Origin of the sequence: Pseudomonas sp. CFBP13508, assembly GCF_005233515.1 — a bacterium.
GTDB classification, from domain to species: domain Bacteria; phylum Pseudomonadota; class Gammaproteobacteria; order Pseudomonadales; family Pseudomonadaceae; genus Aquipseudomonas; species Aquipseudomonas mercuritolerans.
Window position 1 is genome coordinate 138559 of the sequence record NZ_QFZZ01000009.1, and the last position, 21114, is coordinate 159672.

The 21114-nt window shown below is 63.2% G+C and carries 11 protein-coding genes; 5 read left to right on the top strand and 6 right to left on the bottom strand.

Annotated elements, in window-relative coordinates; genetic code table 11:
• Positions 1–4 precede the first annotated feature (4 nt).
• The 4 genes from PspCFBP13508_RS23075 to PspCFBP13508_RS23090 all read right to left on the bottom strand — a co-directional run bounded on the left by PspCFBP13508_RS23075 (position 5) and on the right by PspCFBP13508_RS23090 (position 13172).
• A complete protein-coding gene (locus tag PspCFBP13508_RS23075) occupies positions 5–7828 on the bottom strand; it encodes a non-ribosomal peptide synthetase (RefSeq protein ID WP_137215772.1) in 7824 nt (2607 codons plus the stop codon).
• Positions 7825–11226: a non-ribosomal peptide synthetase gene (locus PspCFBP13508_RS23080; protein ID WP_137215774.1), complete on the bottom strand. Its 3402-nt coding sequence runs from the start codon at positions 11224–11226 to the stop codon at positions 7825–7827. Before PspCFBP13508_RS23080 ends, PspCFBP13508_RS23075 begins: the two co-directional genes overlap by 4 nt.
• A 186-nt stretch (positions 11227–11412) precedes the next feature.
• Complete coding sequence (locus PspCFBP13508_RS23085; protein WP_024012352.1) at positions 11413–12396, bottom strand: TauD/TfdA family dioxygenase; 984 nt, start codon at positions 12394–12396, stop codon at positions 11413–11415.
• 35 nt (positions 12397–12431) lie between these two features.
• Positions 12432–13172, bottom strand: coding sequence for an alpha/beta fold hydrolase (locus PspCFBP13508_RS23090; RefSeq protein WP_137215775.1), 741 nt, complete (start codon positions 13170–13172; stop codon positions 12432–12434).
• 136 nt (positions 13173–13308) lie between these two features.
• Between PspCFBP13508_RS23090 and PspCFBP13508_RS23095 the strand changes: the two genes are divergently transcribed.
• Complete coding sequence (locus PspCFBP13508_RS23095) at positions 13309–14442, top strand: cupin-like domain-containing protein (protein ID WP_137215776.1); 1134 nt, start codon at positions 13309–13311, stop codon at positions 14440–14442.
• A 111-nt stretch (positions 14443–14553) separates the two neighbouring features.
• Here PspCFBP13508_RS23095 and PspCFBP13508_RS23100 read toward each other — a convergent pair whose 3' ends face one another.
• Complete coding sequence (locus PspCFBP13508_RS23100; RefSeq protein WP_137215777.1) at positions 14554–15726, bottom strand: MFS transporter; 1173 nt, start codon at positions 15724–15726, stop codon at positions 14554–14556.
• A gap of 98 nt (positions 15727–15824) precedes the next feature.
• Here PspCFBP13508_RS23100 and PspCFBP13508_RS23105 point away from each other — a divergent pair, with 98 nt between their 5' ends.
• The 4 genes from PspCFBP13508_RS23105 (at position 15825) to PspCFBP13508_RS23120 (ending at position 20463) form a co-directional block, all read left to right on the top strand.
• On the top strand, positions 15825–16976 hold the full coding sequence (locus PspCFBP13508_RS23105) for a family 2 encapsulin nanocompartment cargo protein terpene cyclase (RefSeq protein ID WP_137215778.1): 1152 nt from the start codon (positions 15825–15827) through the stop codon (positions 16974–16976).
• 90 nt (positions 16977–17066) lie between these two features.
• On the top strand, positions 17067–17867 hold the full coding sequence (locus tag PspCFBP13508_RS23110; RefSeq protein ID WP_137215780.1) for an SDR family oxidoreductase: 801 nt from the start codon (positions 17067–17069) through the stop codon (positions 17865–17867).
• Entirely contained in the window at positions 17860–19686 is a 1827-nt protein-coding gene (locus PspCFBP13508_RS23115; protein WP_137215782.1) for a glycoside hydrolase family 15 protein, read from the top strand. The genes PspCFBP13508_RS23110 and PspCFBP13508_RS23115 overlap by 8 nt, the downstream gene beginning before the upstream one ends.
• Before the next feature lie 387 nt (positions 19687–20073).
• Positions 20074–20463, top strand: a complete 390-nt coding sequence (locus PspCFBP13508_RS23120) for a hypothetical protein (protein ID WP_137215783.1) — start codon at positions 20074–20076, stop codon at positions 20461–20463.
• Here the strand turns inward: PspCFBP13508_RS23120 and PspCFBP13508_RS23125 are convergent.
• Entirely contained in the window at positions 20435–21067 is a 633-nt protein-coding gene (locus PspCFBP13508_RS23125; RefSeq protein WP_137215785.1) for a hypothetical protein, read from the bottom strand. The genes PspCFBP13508_RS23120 and PspCFBP13508_RS23125 overlap by 29 nt on opposite strands.
• Positions 21068–21114 lie beyond the last annotated feature (47 nt).

Genomic DNA, 21114 nt, shown 5'->3' on the forward strand with positions numbered 1-21114 from the left:
CCTCTCAAGAAATCAGTTTTTCCAGATCATCGAGGGATAGACGTTTGAGGGCCTCCAGTGATTTAGCCAATTCATCCTGAACGGGCGACATTTCGACGCGCAGCGCTTCGATCCGCGCGCAGAAATCCTTGAGCGTGTCGGCCTCAAACAACGCCTTGAGCGGCACCTTGTCGCCCAGACGTTCCTGCACCCGGGTCACCACCAGCGTCGCCAGTAACGAATGGCCGCCGAGCTGGAAGAAGTTGTCCGCCAGCCCCACCCGCTCGACTTCCAGCACCTCCTGCCAGATCGTCGCGACCTCCCATTGCAGATCGCTTTGCGGTGCATGGTATTGCTCCTGCGTCGGGCTCTCGCCCAACGCCATCAGCGCCTTGCGATCGAGCTTGCCGTTGGGCGTCAGCGGGATCGCGTCGATCAGGTGCACATGCCCCGGCACCATGTGCGCCGGCAAGCGACCGGCCAAGGCATTGCGCACCCGCTCGGCCAGCGTCGACTGCTCGCTGTCCGGCGCGGCGACGAGGTAGGCATGCAGGTGTTTGCCAGCGGCGCCGTCCTGCGCCAGTACCACCGCCTCACGGATATCGTCGAGTTCCAGCAGGCGCGCTTCGACCTCGCTGAGTTCGATGCGGAAACCGCGAATTTTCACCTGATGGTCGGCGCGACCGATGTACTCGATGTTGCCATCGTCGCCCTGGCGCACCAGATCGCCGGTGCGGTACAGGCGCTCACCGTTGCTCGCGTAAGGATTCGGCACAAAGCGTTCGGCGGTCAGCGCGGCACGACGCAGATAGCCGCGCGTCACCCCGGCACCCGCCAGATACAGCTCGGCCGCCACGCCCTCGGGCAGCGCCTGCAACTGACTGTCGAGCAGGTAGGCCACGGTGTTGTCCAGCGGCCGGCCAATGTTCGCCCGGCCCTGCGGGGTGCGCAGGGTGAAGGTCGAATAAGTGGTGTCCTCCGACGGCCCGTAAAGATCGTAGACCTGCTGCACCTGAGTGCTGGCATAGAGGCTGTCGACCAGACCCTGCTTGAGCGGTTCGCCGGCCAGATTGATGGTGCCGACCGACGACGGAATCTGCCCGGTCCGTTGCAACGCGGCAATCGCCGACGGCACGCTGTTGATCAGCGTGACCTGATCGCGCGCCGGCAAATCCGCCAGCGCCAGGGCGTTGTCGGCCAATACCAGACAGCCACCGCAGGCCAGCGTGACGAAGATTTCCCACACCGACAGATCGAAGCAGATCGACGTCGAAGCCAGCACGCCGCGCAATTGTTCTTCGCGATAGACCCCAGTCGACCATTGAATCAGCGCCGACAGATTGCCGTGGCTGATCGCTACGCCTTTCGGTTTGCCGGTCGAGCCAGAGGTGTAGATCACGTACGCCAGATTGTCTGCCGCGAGATCAACCAGTGGCGCAGTGGCCGGGTATTCGCTGGCGACGTTCTCGTCCACCAGCAGCACCTGCGCACTCAACGACTCGGGCAGCATCGCCAATGCCGCCGGCTCAGTGAGCAGCACCGCCGCGCGGCTGTCGTCGAGCATGTGCAGCAAGCGTTCCCGCGGGTAATCCGGGTCCAGCGGTACGTAGGCGCCACCGGCCTTGAGGATCGCCAGCAAGCCGACCAGCATCTGCGGCGTGCGGCGCATGCACACGCCGACGCGCACTTCCGGCCCGACGCCCATGCCTTGCAGCTTGTGCGCCAGACGATTGGCCCGGGTATCGAGGTCTTGGTAAGCGATGGACTGCTCAGCGAACAGCACCGCGTTCGCCTGTGGCTGTCGCTGCACTTGCGCGGCGATGTGCGCCAGTACCGTGCGTTGATCCGGCGTGGTAACCGGCGCCTTGCCCCACTCGATCGCTTGTTGCCGTTGTGGCTCGGCGAGCAGTTGCAGCGCGCCCAGCGGCTGCCCGGCGTCGGCGAGGAACTGCTCGAGCAGGCCTTGCAACTGCGCACTCAACACGCGGATCGCTTGAGCGTCGAAGCTGGCCTGATCGTAACTTACGCCCAGACTCAGCTCGCGGCCGGTGATCGCCACCAGCGTCAGCGGATAGTTGGTCTGCTCCTGCCGGCGGATTGCCGAGAACTTCAGGCCCGTCTCAGGGCCCTGCGCCAACGCCTCGGCCATCGGGTAGTTTTCGAACACCAGAATGCTGTCGAACAACGCCCCGGCGCCCGTACCGGCCCAGCGCTGAATGTCATACAGCGGCGTGTGCTCGTGCTCGCGCAAGGCCAGGTTGAGGTCTTGCACCTGTTGCAGCCATTGGCTGACGCCGATTTCCGGCGATGGCGCCGCCACCACCGGCAAGGTGTTGATGAACAGGCCGATCTGCTGCTCGACACCCGGCAAATCGGTTGGCCGTCCGGCGACCGTCGCGCCGAACGCCACGTGATCCTGGCCCGTATAACGCTGCAACAGCAGCAGCCACGCCGCTTGCACCAGCGTGTTGAGGGTGACTTTCTGCTCGCGAGCGAAGCGGTTCAGTTCGGCGGTCAGCGGTTCGCTGAACACATGCTGGTGATCGGCATAGCCGCTGGCGGCGTGCCTGACCGGCATGGCACTGGCCAGTCGCGTCGGCTGTTCAAGGTCCGCCAGCGCTGCGCTCCAGAACTGCCGACTGGCTTGCTGATCGCGCTGGCCGAGCCATTCGATGTAATCGCGATAACGCCCCTGCCCTGCGCTCGGCACGATGCCGGCGTAACGTTGCAGCACTTCGCCGAACAACTGCGAAGTGCTCCAGCCGTCCATGAGGATGTGATGGCAGGTGTAGATCAGGTGATGAGTGTGCTCATCGGTGCGCACCAACGTCACGCGCAACAGCGGTGCATCGAGCAGATCGAAGCCGTTATGCAGATCTTCAGTGGCGAGATGATCAAGCGCGGCATCCAGGCCGGCGCGACCGCGCCAGTCCTGCACCTGCCACGGCATCTGCACGCGGCTGCGCACCACTTGCACCGGCGCGGCGGCATCCTGCGGCCAGACGAACGCCGTGCGCAGAATATCGTGGGCTTCGAGGGTCTGCTGCCAGGCCTGGCGGAAGCGCTCGGCGTCGAGCTGCTCGACGTCGACGCGCAGCTGATTGGTGTAAGCCGGACTGTCCGGCTCGTTACGACTGTGGAACAGAATGCCTTGCTGCATCGGCGACAGCGGGTACAGATCGACGATGTCACGCGGCGCCATCGGCAATGCCGACAGCTGCGCCTGGGTCAGGTTGGCGAGGTTGAAATCCGAGGGTGTCACGCCACCGGCCGCGCTGTCGCAGCAATGTTCGATCAGGCGTTGCAGTTCGCGGCGATAGGCCTCGGCCAACGCCTCGATGGTCTCGGCGCGGTACATGCCGGTGCCGAAGGTCCAGATCAGTTCCAGCTCACCGCCGAGAACCTGTCCGTCGACGCTCAGCCAATTGCCCAGCGGCGCTTGCCCATCCTGATTGGCGCCGGTGCTTTCAGCGCTTGGCAGGAACAACGCGCCTTGCTCGGCGCTGAACGCGCCGTCGAACTGACCGAGGTAATTGAAGGTCACCCGTGGTTGCGCCAGCGTCTGCAACTCGGCAGCACGCGTGAGGTAACGCAGCACGCCATAACCGATGCCTTTGCCCGGCACGGCGCGCAGTTGCTCCTTGATCGCGCACAGCGATGCAGCGGGATTGGCCTGCGGAGTCAGGCGCACCGGGAAGAGGCTGCTGAACCAGCCGACCGTGCGGCTCAGGTCGATGTCGTCGAACAGGTCTTCACGACCGTGGCCTTCGAGCTGGATCAACACCGACGGCTGCTCGCTCCAGTCACACAACACCCGCGCCAAAGCCGTCAGCAACAGGTCGTTGATTTGCGTGCGGTACGCCGCCGGGGCGACTTTCAATAGCTTGTCGGTCAGTGTCCGGCTCAGGCGCGTACTGGCGCGCGCGGCCTGAGCGCGGGTCTGGCTGTCCTCGGCAAAATCCCGTGGCAGTGACGCGTCGCCGGCCTCAAGGGTTTGGCGCCAATAAGCGCTTTCGGCCGCCAACGTGTCGCTCTGCGCATAACGGTGCAACTGCCCGGCCCAGTCGTGCATCGAACTGCTTTTGCCCGGCGACGCGAGCGCAGTCCCCGCCGCCAATGCGTGGTAAGCCTGCTGCAAGTCTTCAAGCAGAATGCGCCACGACACGCCGTCGACCACCAGGTGATGAATCACCAGCAACAAGCGCTGCTCGGCGTTCGGCAGGTTGACCAGCACCGCGCGCAGCAACTGCCCGCGTTGCAGATCGAGGCTGCGCTGCGCCGCGTCGGCCAGTGCGGGCAAGGCGTCGAGGCCGTCCAGCTCGCGGACCCAGAGCAGTTCGGCATCGCGCTGAGCCTGAGGCAACGCCTGCCAGCTATCGCCCGACTGCACGAAGCTCAGGGCCAAGGCCTCGTGCTGTTCTACCAACGCTGCCAGCGCCTTGCGCAGATGCGTGGCGTCCAGCGCCAGGGTCGGTTGCAGCACCACCGACTGATTCCAGTGCTGGCGCTGAGCAATCGGCGTCTCGAAAAAACGCACCTGAATCGGCAGCAACGGCAACGGCCCGCGTGCCACTGGTGCCGCGACGGCAGCCGGTTTGGCTTCGATCAGTTTGGCCACAGCAGCCAGTTGGCCGATGGTCTGTTTTTCGAACAACTGCTTGGGGCTGAGCTTGATGCCCTGGCGCTTGGCCCGGGCGATGATCTGCAAGCTGAGGATCGAGTCGCCACCCAGTTCAAAAAAGTTATCGCTGCTGCCGACCCGTTCGAGCTTGAGCACTTCGGCCCAGATCGCGGCGAGTTTTTCCTCGATCTCACCGACCGGCGCGACGAACTGCTGGCTGACCACGCCGGGCACTGGCAAGGCACGCTTGTCGAGCTTGCCGTTGGCGGTCAGCGGCAGCTTTTCCAGCAACACTAACTGCGCCGGCACCATGTAATCCGGCAGCCGCGCCTGCAATTGCTCGCGCAGATCCTGCGCCTGCACCTTCACGCCCACTGCCGGCACGCACCACGCCAGCAGTTGCAGGCGCGCCGGATCGTCATCCAGTGGCAGCGCGAGCACGGCGGCTTCGCTGACACCGTCGAGGCTGAGCAACAGCCGCGCGACTTCCGCAGGCTCCACACGGTAGCCGCGCACTTTGACCTGATCGTCGGCACGACCGATGAACTCCAGCGCCTGCTCGCGATTGCGCCGGACCCGGTCGCCACTGCGGTAGACCCGCGCGCCCGGTGTGCCGAACGGGTCGGGCAGGAAGCGTTCGGCGGTCAGCGCCGGCTGATTCAGGTAGCCAAGGGCAACGCTGTCGCCACCGATGTACAACTCACCGGCAACCTGATCGGCTACCGGGTTGAGCACATCGTCGAGCACATAGACATGAGCACCGGCCAGCGCTGCGCCGATCGGAACACTGCGCGCCTGGGCGGCGAGTTCTTCGACCTCGTGGGTCAGCACGCCCACAGTGGTTTCGCTCGGCCCGTAGTGGTTGATCAGGCGGCAGCCCGGCTTCAGTTGCTGCACGCGCTCGACCAGCGCCGGCGAACAGGCTTCGCCGCCGACGATCAGCGCGTGTTCCGGCAGCACATCGGCAGGCTTGGCCGCCTGCAACAGCGCGGCGAGATGCCCGGGGACGATTTTCAGCACGCCGACGCGATGGCGGGCCATGTATTGGGCAAAGCGATCCGGGTCGAAACCGAGTTCTTCTGGCAGCACATGCAGCAGTCGGCCCGAGCACAACGCGCCGAACAGCACGGTGAAGCCAAGGTCGGCGGCGATGGTCGAGACCAGCGCCATGCTCGCCTCCGGCGCCGGCGCCAGACGTTCGAGTACGCCGCGCACGTAACTGCCCAGCGCGCCGTGGCTGACCAGTACGCCCTTCGGTTGCCCGGTGGAACCGGAGGTGTGAATCACGTAGGCCGGCGACTGCGCATACAGCGTCAGTTCAGGCGCGGACGTCGGCAGTGACTGCCATTGCCCCGGTGCAAACTCCAGACCCTGACAGCCCTCACCCGCCAATTCGCTGACCCGCACATCGCCTTCAGCACCGATCAGCGCCCGCGCCTGCGCAGCGCCGAGCATCTGCTTCAGGCGCGCGCTCGGCGCCTTGACGTCGAGTGGCATGTACACCGCACCTGCCTTGAGAATCGCGAACAGGCAAGTCAGCCAGTCCAGCGAACGTTCCAGCAGCACCGCCACCGGTTCGCCGACACTGACGCCCTGCGCGCGCAAATAATGGGCGAGACGATTGGCATCCTGATCCAGCGCCTGGAAAGTGATTGTCTGCTGTAGATCACGAGCGGCCAGCGCTTCTGGTTGCCGGGCCACTTCACGCGCCCAGTGTTGCAACACCGTCAACGCCGGTTCGCGGTGAATGGCAAGCGCAGCAGGCCGCCGCGTGCCTACGGTGTGCAATGGCGCCTGCGGCGAGTTGAGCAACTGTGTAAACAGGTCCAGCAACATCGGCACAAAACCGGCGACCGTTTCCGCCCGATAGAGATCGCTGGCATAGGTCATCTGGCCGTGGATCAGTGCGCCGTCGTCGGTGATGTCCAGCGCCAGATCGAAGTGCGTGCCGTCCTTGGCCAGCGGGTATTCGCTTACAGTCAGGCCGGGCAAGGCCATCGAGCGCTGTTTCTGCATGCCGACGTTCTGGTTGAACTTGGCCTGGAACAGCGGGTTGTGGCCGAGGGTGCGTTCGGCGACCAATTCGTCGACCAGTTGCTCGAACGGCAACTCCTGATGTGCCTGTGCGCCGAACGCCGCTTCACGCACCTGCGCGAGCAAATCGGCGAAACTGCCGCGCTCATCGACCTGGCAACGCAGCACCTGGGTGTTGACGAAGAAACCGATCAGTCCCTCGACTTCGGCGCGGCCACGGTTGGCATTCGGCACGCCGACACGAATGTCGCGCTCGCCGGCCAGACGCGAAAGGAACAGCGAGAACCCGGCCAGCACCAGCATGAACAGGCTGATGCCCTGGCTGCGCGCAAAAACGTTGAGCTGTTGCGACAGGTCGGTGCCGAAATCAAAGCTCAGGGTCTGTCCTGCAAAGCTTTGCGTCAGCGGTCGGGCAAAGTCCGGCGCCACTTCCAGCAGCGGATGTTCGTCGCCCAATTGCTGACGCCAGTAGTCGAGCTGGCGCTCGCCCTCGCCGGCCTCCAGCCAGCGCCGCTGCCAGATCGCATAGTCGGCGTATTGCAACGGCAGCGCCGGCAGTTGCGGCTCGCGCTGCAGGCTGAACGCCTGATAGCACTGCACGAATTCCTTGACCATGACGTCCATCGACCAGCCATCGGAGACGATGTGATGCATGCTCACCACCAGCACGAACTCATCGTCGGCCAAAGCAAACAGGCTGGCGCGCAACAGCGGGCCGTGGCGCAGATCGAACGGTTGCGCGGTGACGTCTTGCACGTGTTGCGCGAGCAGTTCTTCGCGCTCTTGCGCGGCGGTACCGGTCAGATCGAAGCGTGCCAGCGCAATACTTTGCTGCTCGAGAATCAGCTGATGCGCTTGATCGCCGTCGGTGTGAAACACCGTGCGCAGCACTTCATGGCGCGCCAGCAGATGATCGAACGAGCGGCTCAGGGCCGACTCATCCAGCCGGCCTTTCAGACGCAAGCCAGCGGCCATGTTGTATGCGGCGCTGTGCGGTTCCAGTTGCCAGAGAAACAGCAGGCGTTGCTGGGCGAACGACAGGGGAATCTGCGCACAGTCGTGGCGGCTGACCGGCAGCGGCAACAGGCTGAAATCCTTGCCCTCCTCGCGCAGCTTGGCGAGAAACAGCCGACGCTGTTCCAGCGGCAGGCCGACGAACCTTTTTGCAATACGTTCCGCCATCGTGCCGCTCATACTTCTTCTCCTTGCAAAGCATTCATGAACTGATCCAGGTCGGACCAGTCGTCGTCGCCGCTCACCTCGGCCAGTTGCCCGAGCACCTCGGCGAGATCCGCCAGCAGCGGTTTTTCGAACAGGCTGCGCAGCGGCAGCACCACGCCCATCTGCTCCTTGACCCGCGCAATCACCTGCGCGGCCAGCAACGAATGGCCACCCAGTTCAAAAAAGTGATCGTCCAGGCCCACACGCGGCACGTGCAGCACCTCGGCCCAGACCTGCGCCAGACACTGCTCGGCCGGCGATTGCGGAGCGCGGTAATCGCCCTGCAACTGCGCCGGATTCGGCGTCGGCAAGGCCTTGCGGTCGAGCTTGCCGCTCGGCGTCAGCGGCAGGTCCGCCAGCAACAGCAGATGCCCCGGCACCATGTAATCCGGCAGGCTGGCTTGCAGCGCCGCGCGGGTCTGCTGACGGAACGCCGTTTGCGTCGCCGCGCTGGCAAGCACCGCAGGCTCCGTCACCACGTAAGCGATCAGTTGCGCTCCACCCGCGAATGGCACCGCCAGCACCACTGCCTCGCGAACGCCCGGAGATTGCTGCAGGCGCGATTCGATCTCGCCCAGTTCGATGCGGAAGCCGCGAATCTTCACTTGATGATCGACCCGGCCGACATATTCCAGCGCGCCATCGCCGCGCAGCCGCGCACGGTCGCCGGTGCGGTACAGGCGCTGGCCGTCGGCGAAAGGGTCGGCGATGAACCGCTCAGCGCTGAGGCTCGGCTGACGGTGATAACCGCGCGCCAGCCCCGGCCCACCGATGTACAACTCGCCCACCGCGCCTTGCGGCAGCAGGTTCAGATCATCGTCGAGCACGTACAGGCGCCGCGCTGCCAGTCCGTGGCCGATCGGCATGCCACGCCACGACACGTCTTGGGCGGTCAGCGCGGTGCAGTCATGAATCGTCGAGACAACCGTGGCCTCGGTCGGGCCGTAGGTGTTGAGCAGGCGCACATGGCCGAGCCCGGCCTGTTGCCACAAGCGCAAACCGTCCACCGCCATGGCTTCGCCGCCGACGTGAATCTGCCGCAGCGCGCCGAAACTGGCCGGCGGTTTCGCCGCGTATTCCTGCACCAGCCAATACCAATAAGCCGCCGGCAGGTCGGCCAGGGTGATGCGCTGATCGACGATGACCTGATGCAAAGTCGCGCTGTCCCACAACGGCGCGTCGCGCATGACCACGCTGGCGCCGTGGCACAGCGGTGGGAAAAACTGCTCGACGAAGCCATCAAAACTGCTGGTGGCGAATTGCAGAACCCGGTCGCCTTCGCGCAGATCGCTGTAGTCGATGGCGCGGGCGATGAACTCGCTGAGCGCGCCATGACTGACCGCCACGCCTTTCGGCCGCCCGGTGGAGCCAGAGGTGTAGATCACGTACGCGAGGTTGTCGGCTTCGATCGTGATCGAGGGATTGTCGCTCTGCTCGCTGTCGGGCAATTGCTCCAGACACAGGCACTCGATGCCGTCGAGCGGCGGCAGGCTGGCAAGGCTTTGCTGATCACTGAGCAACAGTTGCAAACCACTGTCAGCGAGCACATGGAGCAAGCGTTCGGCCGGGGTTTGCGGATCCAGCGGCACATAGGCACCGCCGGCCTTGAGCACGGCCAGCAGCGCTACCGCCAATTCCAGCGAACGTCCCAGCGCGACGCCGACCAGCACGTCCGGGCCGACACCCTGTGCGCGCAACTGATGGGCCAAGCGATTGCTGCGGCTGTTGAGTTCGTCGTAGCTGAATGCCCGTGAAGGCGCGGTGGCCAACAGCACCGCCGGCATTTGCGCAGTGCGTGCGACTTGCGCTTCGAACAGGCTTTGCACGCTAGTGAAACGAGGCGCTGGCGCGGTGGCCTGGATCAACCCGTGGCGTTCGCTGTCGGCGAGCATCGCCACTTCGCCGATCAACTGCTGCGGATCGCGGCACACCGACTGGAGAATGTTGCGCCAATGCCCGGCCAGCGCGGCAATGGTTAAGGCATCAAAAATATCCGTGGCGTAAGTGAAGGCGGCAAACAGTTGCTCGCCCTCCTCGCGGGTGTCGAGCATCAGGTCGCTGGTGGCCGCGTGTTGCCGAGCGCTGCCGGCCAGTTGCTCTTCGCTCAAATAACCCACGCGCAAGCCTGAAGCGAGTTGCGCCTGATGCAAATCGGTAACCAGCGGCTGGTGGTTGAACATCACTTGAAACAGCGGATTGTGGCTCTGGCTGCGCGCCGGTTGCAGGGCTTCGATCAAGGCGTCGAACGGCAGGTCCTGATGGGCCTGGGCGCCGAGGGCGGCCTGGCGCAGGTTCTGCAGCAGCTCGGCGAATGGCGTTTGTGCAGTAACCGCGCTGCGCAGGATCTGGGTGTTGACGAAGAAGCCGATCAACCCTTCGGTTTCACTGCGGGTGCGGTTGGCGATCAGCCCGCCGACACGAATATCGGTCTGGCCGCTGTAGCGATGCAACAGGGTCTTGAACGCTGCCAGCAACACCACGAACAAGGTCACGCCCTGACGCTGGGCAAGGTTTTTCAGTTCTTCGCGCAGAGCTGCGTCGATCACCGTGTCCAGGCGTGCGCCTTGATGGCTGGCTTGCGCCGGATAAGCGCGGTCGGTGGGCAACTCCAGCACTGGATGTTCGTCGCCCAGTTGCGTGCGCCAGTAGTCCAGTTGCCGCTCGCGCTCACCGGCCTCCAGCCAGCTGCGCTGCCACAGCGCGTAGTCGCGGTAATGCACGGTCAAGGGCGCCAGCGTCGGTTCACGCCCGGCCACCAACGCGTCGTAAGTGCGCATGAATTCGTCGATCAGAATATTCATCGACCAGCCGTCGGCGATGATGTGATGCAGGGTCAGCAGCAGCACGTGTTCCTGCGCGGCCAGGCGCAACAGGCGCAGACTCAGCAGTGGGCCGTTCTGCAGGTCGAAGGCCTGGGTCGCCTCGGCCATCATGTGCTGCTGCGCCAGCGGCCAGCGCTGGGCTTGGGGCAACTCGCTCAGGTCAGTCACGGGCAACTTCAGTGGCTTTGGTTCGGCCACACGCTGGAAGGCCCGCTCGCCGTCCTGGCCGAAGGTGGTGCGCAAACATTCGTGGCGCGCCGCCAGACGGCTGAAGGCTTGCTCCAATGCCTCGACTTGCAATTCACCATCCAGACGCACCGCCATCGGCAAGTTATAGGCTGCGCTGGTCGGCTCCAGTTGCCAGAGAAACCACATGCGCTGCTGCGCGTAAGACAGGCCGTCACGCTCGGCGATGCCGTCGCAGGCGGTCATGGGAAGCTGCGCAAAATCGATGCCCTCGCGGGCCATGCCAGCGAGGAACAGACGGCGTTTGTCCTGAGGCAATTCGATAAAGCGGCGGGCTAGTTTCTGTGCGTCTGCGGCATTCATGCGTGGAGTCCTTGCTGATCGGCGGCGTGACCTGGAGACCCGGTCGTATCAACAAGAACGAATGGCCCGCGCGATGATTTAGCGCGCCAGCGGCAATCACGGCCCGACGGTACAAGGCCAGACAGACAAATGCCGAAGCCGGTACAGGCCCGGATTCGGCATTTGAGTTAAAGGGTTGCGAACAGGTCAGCGCACGTCCTGCGAATGCCCCTCGGCCATCGCCACGATGACTTTGCGCGGCCCTTCGAACGGTGAGCGCGCGTGAGCCGAAAGCATGTTGTCGAGCATCAGCACATCGCCCTCCTGCCAGGGGAAACTGATCGCACAATCGTCGAGCACCGCACGAATCTGCGCCAGCACCTCGTCTTCGATCGGCGAGCCGTCGCCGTAGTAGACGTTACGCGGCAGGTCTTCTTCGTCAACGATGTCGAGCAGGCTTTCGCGCACGTCCGCTGGCAGGTTGGAGATGTGAAACAGGTGCGCCTGATTGAACCAGACGTGGTCGCCGGTCACCGGGTGCACCGCCACCGCCTGACAGGTCTGCCGCGTGCGCAGCTCACCGTCGTCCTTCCACTCGCAGACAATGCCGTGTGCCTTGCAGTACGCCTCGACGACTTCGCGGTCTTCGGTGTTGAACACATCTTCCCAAGCGACATCTAGGCCATTGCCGAAGTTGCGCACGTACATAAGGCCTTTGCTGACAAAACGCTCGCGGATCGCCACGGGGATGCGCCGGTAGACTTCGCGGCTGTCGGCAATCGGCGTCTCGCCGCCGGACCTGGCGGCGATCATGCTGTAGAACCAGATCTTCATCGGCCAGTCGCGGGAATAGGCCTGTTCGTTGTGCAGCGGAATGCTCTGGTGCGCCGGGTATTCGGTGGAGGTGTACACGCCTTGAGTGACGTTGGTGCGCGGCGTCGAGCCGAACTCGTAGTTCAGCAGCGGATGGCCGAAGCTCGCGGCAAACTGGCGAAACTGCTCGGCGCCGTCGAGGCGAAAACCGCGAAACAGCACGCCACCGTCGCGCAGCAGATGCTCGTCGACCAAGGCCTTCAATTCATCGAATACCGCCAACAGATCGGTGTCGGCATCGCCCGCCTCGACCAACAGCGGCAAACGTCCGCGCTGCGGCAGCAACGGCCGCACGGAAAAGCCCAGAGCAACAGCCATGACTGGCCTCCTGAAAATGATAGATGAGGCGCGTCTCAGAACGCCGGTTGCACAGCCTGCGCATAGCGCCGGTGATGCACTTCCAGATGGGTCTTGATCGTGCGAATGACCCGCGCTTCGTGCTCATGAATGAAGAAATGCCCGCCGGTCATCATGTCCACCGAGAAACTGCCCAGGGTTTCTTTGCTCCAGCCGATCAGTTGTTCGGTCGTGGCGCGGTCTTCCTTGCCACCGAGCACGTGCACCGGGCAATTAAGCAAGGGCCGCTCGGCAGGCGTGAAGCGCCCGCACATCATGAAGTCGGCGCGCAGCACCGGCAGGGTCAGGCTCATCAATTCCTCATTGGCGAGGATTTCTTCGCTGGTGCCCTGAAAGGTGCGCAACTGTTCGATGAGCTCTGCATCGCTGCGCGGTTCGGCAAAGCCGCGGTCGTAATCGCTGCGCATGGACGGTGCGGCGGTGCCGGAGGCGAACAGCGCCAGCGGCTCCGGCACACCCATCTCGCGAAAGGCATGGGCCAGTTCGCAGGCGAGCAACGCGCCGAGGCTGTGCCCGAACAACGCGTACGGGCCTTGCAGCCCTGGTTTGTGCTCGCGCGCCAGTTGCCGCGCCAACGCGCGCATGTCGGTTTGCAAAGGTTCATCGAACCGCGCGCCACGCCCCGGCAGCTCCACCGGTTGCAATTGCAGCCACGTCGGCAGTTGACGCCGCCAGCGGCTGTAAACCATGGCGCTGGCGCCCGAATAGGGCAGGCACAGCAATGTCAGCTTGGTCACCGCGCTTTCCTTGAAAAATGTGTCTGCAAGAAAGACGGATCACTGGCCGGACAAATTAGTCGCCCGGCCGCTAAATTCCCCCGCCAGCCGCTCGTTGCCTGTTCAGGAAAAAAACAACAATCGCGAGGGAATCACCGTGGACCTGCAGAGCATTCTGGGCAAGTTGTTCGCCAACGCCGGCGCGGTCGGCATCGAAGGGGTTTTCCAGTTCATCTTCAGTGCGCAGCAGGTGTACTGGTACGACATCAAGACCAGCCAGCGCACGGAAGTCGGGCGCCACCCAAGCCCGGACGTGACCATTGAAGTCGCGGAAAAAGATTTTCTCGGGATCATGGCCGGCGTGGTCAATGTCGAGGAACTGTTCGCCAGCGGTCGCTTGAAGATTGGCGGCAACATGGGCCTGGCGACGATGTTGCCGCAGATCATCGACCACGCCCGCCAGGGTGGCGGCACGGTGGAAAAAGTCGATATGAACAAGCGCTACCCGACGCCGCCACGCTTCAGCGAAAAGCTCACTGCCGCGCTGCCTCGGCAGACCAGCGTCGAACGCCGGGCGCGCGAAGGGTTGAGCCGGCACGAATTCGAAACTCGTTATTTGCCCAACGGCATTCCGTTGGTGATCAGCAATGCCCTGCACGACTGGCCATTGTTCAGCCTGAGTCGCGAAGAGTCGCTGGTGCATTTCGCCGAACTGCAAGGCATCACCCGCCATGGCGATTACGTGAAGAAGACCTTTTCCACTGAGCGTGATTTCCGCTCGACCTCGATGGCCGAGTTCATCGCCTCGCTGGACAGTCCGGCGGTCAAAGGCGCGGATGGCGAGCCGCCGGCGTACATGGGCAACAACATCCTGCCCGCGCAGTTGTTGCAGCAGATCCACTACCCGCCCTACTTCGACACGTCGCTGTTCATCCCGCCGCGCATCTGGATCGGCCCCAAGGGCACGCTGACGCCGTTGCACCGCGATGACACCGACAACCTCTTCGCCCAGGTCTGGGGGCAGAAGAAATTCACCCTCGCCGCGCCGCATCACCGAGAGGCGCTGGGCACCTGGTCGACCGCGCCGAAGGGTGGCCTGGATGGCTGCGATTTCAACCCCGATGCGCCGGACTATGAACGTTTCCCGGCGGCGCGGGAGGTGACGTTTCTGCGGGTGACGCTGGAGGCTGGGGACCTGCTGTTTTTGCCCGAGGGCTGGTTCCATCAGGTGGAGTCGGTGTCGACTTCGCTGTCAGTCAACTTCTGGGTCAACTCAGGACGCGGCTGGTAACACCGCAAAAAAACTGTGGGAGCGAGCCTGCTCGCGAATGCGTTGTATCAGGTATGAAGATATTTACTGACACACCGCCTTCGCGAGCAGGCTCGCTCCCACAGTGGAATTTCATTTCAAGTGACGGAAACTTTGGAACGCTGAAATCAGCACCACCGCCCCCGCCGCAATCGCCAGCCAGAAGCCGCTACGCGCGCCAAACGCATCCACCAGCGCGCCGGAACCGGCGGCGCCGATCGCCACGCCGATGCTCAGCCCGGTCACCAGCCAGGTCAGGCCTTCGGTGAGTTTGGCCGGCGGCACGATGCGTTCGATCAACGCCATCGCGACAATCAGCGTCGGTGAAAAGAACAGCCCGGCGATAAATACCGCGATCGACAAGCCAAGGATGTTGCTCGCCAAAAGCAGCGGCAGCGTGGTCACCGCCGTCGCCACGCCGCCGTAGAGAAACAGGCGCGGCAACGGCAGTTTCGAACGCATCGCACCGAAGGCGATGCCGGCCAGGCATGAACCAATCGCGTATACCGACAAGACAATACTCGCCGCTGCCGGCTGGCCCTGATGTTGAGCGAAAGCGACGCTGACTACATCGATCACCCCGACAATCACGCCCATCGCCAGCATCAACGCCAGCAACCATTGCACGTCAGTCGAGCGAATGATCGAGCCCTGATGCTGCGACTCCTGCGCGTGCACCGGTGGTTCGGTGCTGCGCTGGGCGACAAACGCCGTCACGCCGATGGCCAGGGCCAACAGCGCCGCCAGCGGCCCGGCCTCGGGAAACACCGCGACCGACAGGCCCACCGACAGCGGCGGCCCGACGATAAAACACACTTCGTCGAGCACCGACTCCAGGGCATACGCCGTCTGCAATTGCGGCTGGCCACGGTAGATTTCGGTCCAGCGCGCCCGCACCATCGCCGACATGCTCGGCATGCACCCGGCCAGCGCGGCGAACAAAAACAAGGTCCAGTCCGGCGCCTGCAAACGCGTGCACAGCAGCAACATCAATAACCCGCCGCCACCGGTCAGCGCTGCGATCGGCAGCACCCGCCCCTGCCCGTAACGGTCCACCAACCGCGATACCTGCGGCGCGCAAAACGCCGTGGCCAAGGCAAACGTCGCCGCCACCGCACCCGCCAGCGCATATCCGCCGTTCAACTGCGCAAGCATGGTGATCAGGCCGATGCCGGTCATGGAAATCGGCATGCGCGCCAGCATCCCGGCCAGCACAAACGCACGGGCACCGGGGGCGGTGAACAATTCGCGGTAGGGGTTTGCCATCGATTGCAGCCTCATCAGGGGCGGCCAAGTTGCCATAGGCTTGAATGCCGTGGAAGCGCGCAATTGTTGGTGGAATGTGAAAGCCCCTGATCTTTCCAGTGCTGAACAACGATGACCATTGGTCGAAAACCAACGCTGACCTGTCAGACCTGACAGGTGCGCTTCCTTGTCGTTTGCGCTCTGATGAGGCCTTGGATCTTCGCGTATCACCGTGGAACCCTGTACACGCACTCAGGAGCCTCGCCATGGACGAATCGTCAATGCTCGTCTCACCCGAAGCGGAAAAGGCGCCGTGGGCCGTGCCCGCCCTGTATGGCCTGGCGCCATTTCGCAACAATGCCGCGCTGGCAGACGAGGTGGATGATCGGCTGATGCCGTGGATCGAGCGGGTGGGGATTTTCCCGGGTCGGCACGACAAGGTCCGCGCCATGGGTTTCGGTCGCTTCGCCATGCTCTGTCATACCGACACCGATGAGCCGGATCGGCTGCTGCTCGCGGCGCAATGTTTCGCCGCGCTGTTCGCCGTGGACGATTACTACTGCGACGATGAGCGAACCGGGTCCGAACCCAGAATGGTCGGGCCGCGCCTTTCCCTGGCGCTGGCGGCGCTGGAGCCGGTTCACTTGAGCGAACGGTTCCGCCCGGGGCTCGAGCAGGCCTTGAGCGGCGATCCGGTGCTGGTCGCACTGCGGGCCTATCTGAGGCGGGTCGAGACTTTTGCAACAGCGGCGCAGGTTGCCCGCGTACGCCATGAAATCATTGCCATGTTCGTCACCATGACCGCCGAAGCGGCCTGGCGGATCGAAGGGCTCACGCCCGCGCTCTGGGAATATCTCGCTCAGCGTCAGGTCAACAGTTTCCTGCCGTGCCTGTCGCTGATCGACATCATCGGTGGGTATGAATTGCCCGCCAATGTCTACAGCGCACCCGAGGTGCGCAAGGTCACGACGCTGGCCGCCAGCGCCACGATCATTGCCAATGATCTTTTTTCCGCGCTGAAGGAACAGCAGGCCGGTATCGGCGATTTCAATCTGCCTATGTTGCTGATCCAAGAACAGGGCTGCTCCCCCGCGCAGGCCATGGCGCAAAGCGCTGCCGTTCACGATGACATCATGCATCTGTATGAGGCGGCGGAACGGGCGGTATTGCCGCACGCCTCGCCGCTGCTCAAACGCTATCTGCGCGGAATCAAGAGCTGGCTGGCCGGCAACGTCGAATGGCATCGCAGCAGTGGCCGCTATCAGCTCTGAAGCTGGCGAACTTTTCATGGTTGCAGATGAACTCTCGCCACAGGCCATCAGTCAGCTACTTAAGTCTCTTGAACCAAGGCGCGAATCGTCATGCAGATTTCCCTCGCTCATCAGGTGGCGCTGGTCACTGGCGCCAGCTCCGGCATCGGCCATGCCGCCGCAAAAGCACTGGCCGCCGCCGGCGCTGCGGTCGTGATCAATTACAACAGCAGCGCCAAACCCGCCGAAGAACTGGCCGCACAGATCAACGCCGAAGGCGGCAAGGCCCTCGCCATCGGCGCGGATGTTTCGAAAGAGGACGAGGTCGAGCGACTGTTCGCCAAGACCGTCGAAGCCTTCGGCTCGCTGGACATTCTGGTGGCCAACTCCGGTCTGCAAAAAGACGCCGCTGCCGTGGACATGACGCTCGACGACTGGAACACGGTAATCGGCGTCAACCTCACCGGGCAGTTCCTCTGCGCGCGGGCGGCGTTGCGGATTTTCCAGCGTCAGGGCGTGCGCGAAGGCGTGTCGCGCGCGGCGGGCAAGATCATTCACATGAGTTCGGTGCACCAGCGCATTCCATGGGCCGGGCATGTCAATTACGCGGCGTCCAAGGGCGGCGTCGATCAGTTGATGCAGAGCCTCGCCCAGGAAGTCAGCCACCAGCGCATCCGCATCAACAGCATCGCGCCCGGTGCGATCAGCACGGCCATCAACACAGAAGCCACTGAAGGCGCGGCCGGCGACAAACTTCTTGAGCTGATTCCCTACGGACGCATCGGCGATGTCGAGGATGTTGCCAACGCAGTGGTTTTCCTCGCTTCCGATGTGTCTGACTACATCGTCGGCACCACCCTGTTCATCGATGGCGGGATGAGCCTCTATCCGGAGTTTCGCGGCAATGGCTGAGCCTGAAGTGGAACAACAAAGTCCCATCGGTGCCCATGGCATCATCGGCGACATGCGCAGCGCCGCACTGGTTAACGACAAGGGCAGCGTGGATTTTTTCTGCTGGCCGGAGTTCGACAGCCCGACGATTTTCTGCTCGCTGCTCGACACCCCTGAAGCAGGGATTTTCCAGCTCGCGCCGGACTTGCCCGATGCGCGCCGGGAACAGATTTACCTGCCCGACACCAATGTCTTGCAGACCCGTTGGCTGAGTGAACACGCGGTGGTGGAAATCACCGATCTGTTGCCCATCGGTGACGATGTCGACGCCCTGCCCCTGCTGATGCGCCGGGTGCGCGTGGTCAGCGGCTCGGCGACGTTCAACCTGCGTTGCGCGGTGCGCCACGACTATGGTCGTGCCGACACCCGGGCCGAGATGGACGCACAGGACGTGACGTTCCACGCCGCTGGCCAGCCGTCGATACGCCTGGCTTCAGATCAGGCGCTGCAAATCGATGCGCAAGCGGCCGTCGCGCAATTTACCCTCGAGCACAACGAAAGCGCCGCGTTCATGCTCGGCGGCAGCGACGATCCGCGCTTTGCCCAGGGTGCCGCCGAATTGTGCATGGAGCGTACCTTGAAGTACTGGCGTGGCTGGATCGGCCAATCCAACTATCGCGGGCGCTGGCGGGAAATGGTCAACCGTTCCGCCCTCGCCCTGAAACTGCTGACCTCGCGTCGCCAAGGTGCGATTCTCGCCGCCGCTACCTTCGGCCTGCCGGAAACCCCCGGCGGCGAGCGCAATTGGGATTACCGCTACACGTGGATCCGCGATGCCTCGTTCACCGTTTACGCGTTCATGCGCCTGGGCTTCGTCGATGAGGCCAATCACTACATGCAATGGCTACGCGGGCGAGTCAGCGATTGCTGCGGCAAACCGATGAAACTCAACATCCTCTATGCCATCGACGGTCAGCAGGAATTGCCGGAAACCGAACTCACGCACCTGTCCGGTCACGGCGGTGCGCAACCGGTGCGCATTGGCAATGGTGCTTATGATCAGATCCAGCTGGACATCTTCGGCGAGCTGATGGATGCGGTGTATCTGGTCAACAAGTACGGTGATGCGATTTCCCACGAAGGCTGGCGGCACGTCGGCGAAGTGGTCGATCAGGTCTGTGAGAACTGGCAGAACGAAGATGTCGGCATCTGGGAAATGCGCGGTGAAACCCATCATTTCCTGCACTCGCGGCTGATGTGCTGGGTGGCGCTGGATCGCGCCATCCGGCTGGCTTCCAAGCGTTCGCTGCCGGCGCCGTTCGCCCGTTGGGATCAGACCCGGCAAGCGATCTACACCGACATCTGGGACAACTTCTGGGATGAGGAACGCGGACATTTCGTTCAGTACAAGGGCGGTACCGCACTGGATGGCTCGATGCTGCTGATGCCGCTGGTGCGTTTCGTCAGCGCCAAGGATCCGCGCTGGCTGTCGACTCTGGAAGCGATCGAAAAAACCCTGGTGCGCGACGGCATGGTCTATCGCTATCGCAACGAAGACGCCAACATCGATGGCCTCAGCGGCACCGAAGGCGCGTTCGCCGCCTGCTCGTTCTGGTACGTCGAATGCCTGGCCCGGGCTGGTCAGGTGGAAAAAGCCCATCTGGAGTTCGAGCAGTTGCTGCGATACGCCAATCCGCTGGGACTGTATGCCGAAGAGTTCGACAGCCATGGCCGGCATTTGGGCAACACACCGCAAGCGCTGACGCATCTGGCGTTGATCAGTGCAGCGAGTTTTCTTGATCGCAAATTGAGCGGGGAGAAGAGTTCCTGGCAGCCATAGCGCTGTTTTTTCGTCAGCGCATGTCAGACCGATCCCTGACTGGACGGGATTTTTCCACAACGGGCCTGCCCGCCAGCCAACGGGTACAGGCCCATGCCCAACGTGAAACCTGCGCGGCGGTTACGTCTGGCGACAGTCTGTGTAAAAACTGAGCCTACAAACACCACTCACGTCAGGTTGAAACGCTTGCCGCAACGTGTGCTTACACGCCGAAATACCTTGTTGCCAGCCGTTACATCCACACCTACCATCCAACGCAACGGTCGATATGAAGCCATTACCTCAGTCAGTCCCCTCTCCCTCCGGGAGAGGGCTAGGGTGAGGGGCTTTTGATCTTCTACGGGCACAGCGGAGCTGTCCAACCACCCCCGAATTCAAGGAACCGGAATGCCTCACCACGTCCAGCGCAGCATCGACTCCCCTCTTCGCACCGGCCTGACCCGCACCCAGCTCTGGGAAGACGGCGACCAAGGCCTGATCAAATGCTGGGAAATCGGCCGCCAGCGCGCCGAACGCTTTCCCGAACTGGCCCAGCGCTGCCTGGCCGATGAATTGCCAGTGCTGGGCTGGAAGGGTGGCGTCAGTCGCAGCCTGAAGAAAAACGAGAAGTACGGCTCACTGAAATATCTGGCGCAGTGGCAGGGTCTGCGCGGTGAGGATCTGGATATTGATCTGGCGCAGGAGCGTTCGCTGGTGTGTTCGCGGACGAAGATGAAGGTGACGTTTACCCCGGATCGGACGAAGTATTTCAATCAGATCGCGGAGCTTGAGGCTTAGCCGTGCGGAAGTCCGGGCGGTAGCAATCCGAGTACAGGGCACAGACGCCGTACTGGGCGTCCAGATCGGCCATGTGCTGGTAGAACTGCTCGATTTCCCAAAACGTTTCATCCGCAACGGTCATCAGGTAGAAGTAACTGAGCTGATGATCATTGGGCAGCACCAATGGAAACTCTGCCAGCGCGTCCATCCTCGGCGCATTGGCCAGCGCCGCGAGCATCGGCGTCGGTGCCTGGGACAATTGCTCGAAGTACTTTTGCTTGTATGCCGCCAGACCGAAGGCTTCACCTTTTGCTCTGGCATCGATAAGTTGCGCGAGGTTTGCCCGGCGCTGCTCCCAGTACGCCGCCGGCAGGTCGACATTCATTTGTTTCTTGTGTCTGGCCAATGCCTCATCGGCGCTGAGCTGGCGTTGCGGTTCGCCCGGCGCGGCGGCGGATCGTGCGTCCAACTCCTTGAAGGACAGCATGATCGTCGACTTGGCAAACATGCGTTCCATCAGTTCACGGCGCTGCGGGGTGTCCGGCAGTGCCGGTGGCGGCGATGCGCAACCGGTCAGCATCACGACAAGTCCCAACACAACAAGCAGCATTTTGAGTGACATGTATCGTCCTTGAAGCCAGTCGACAGAATGAGCTGCGCAGTCTATCC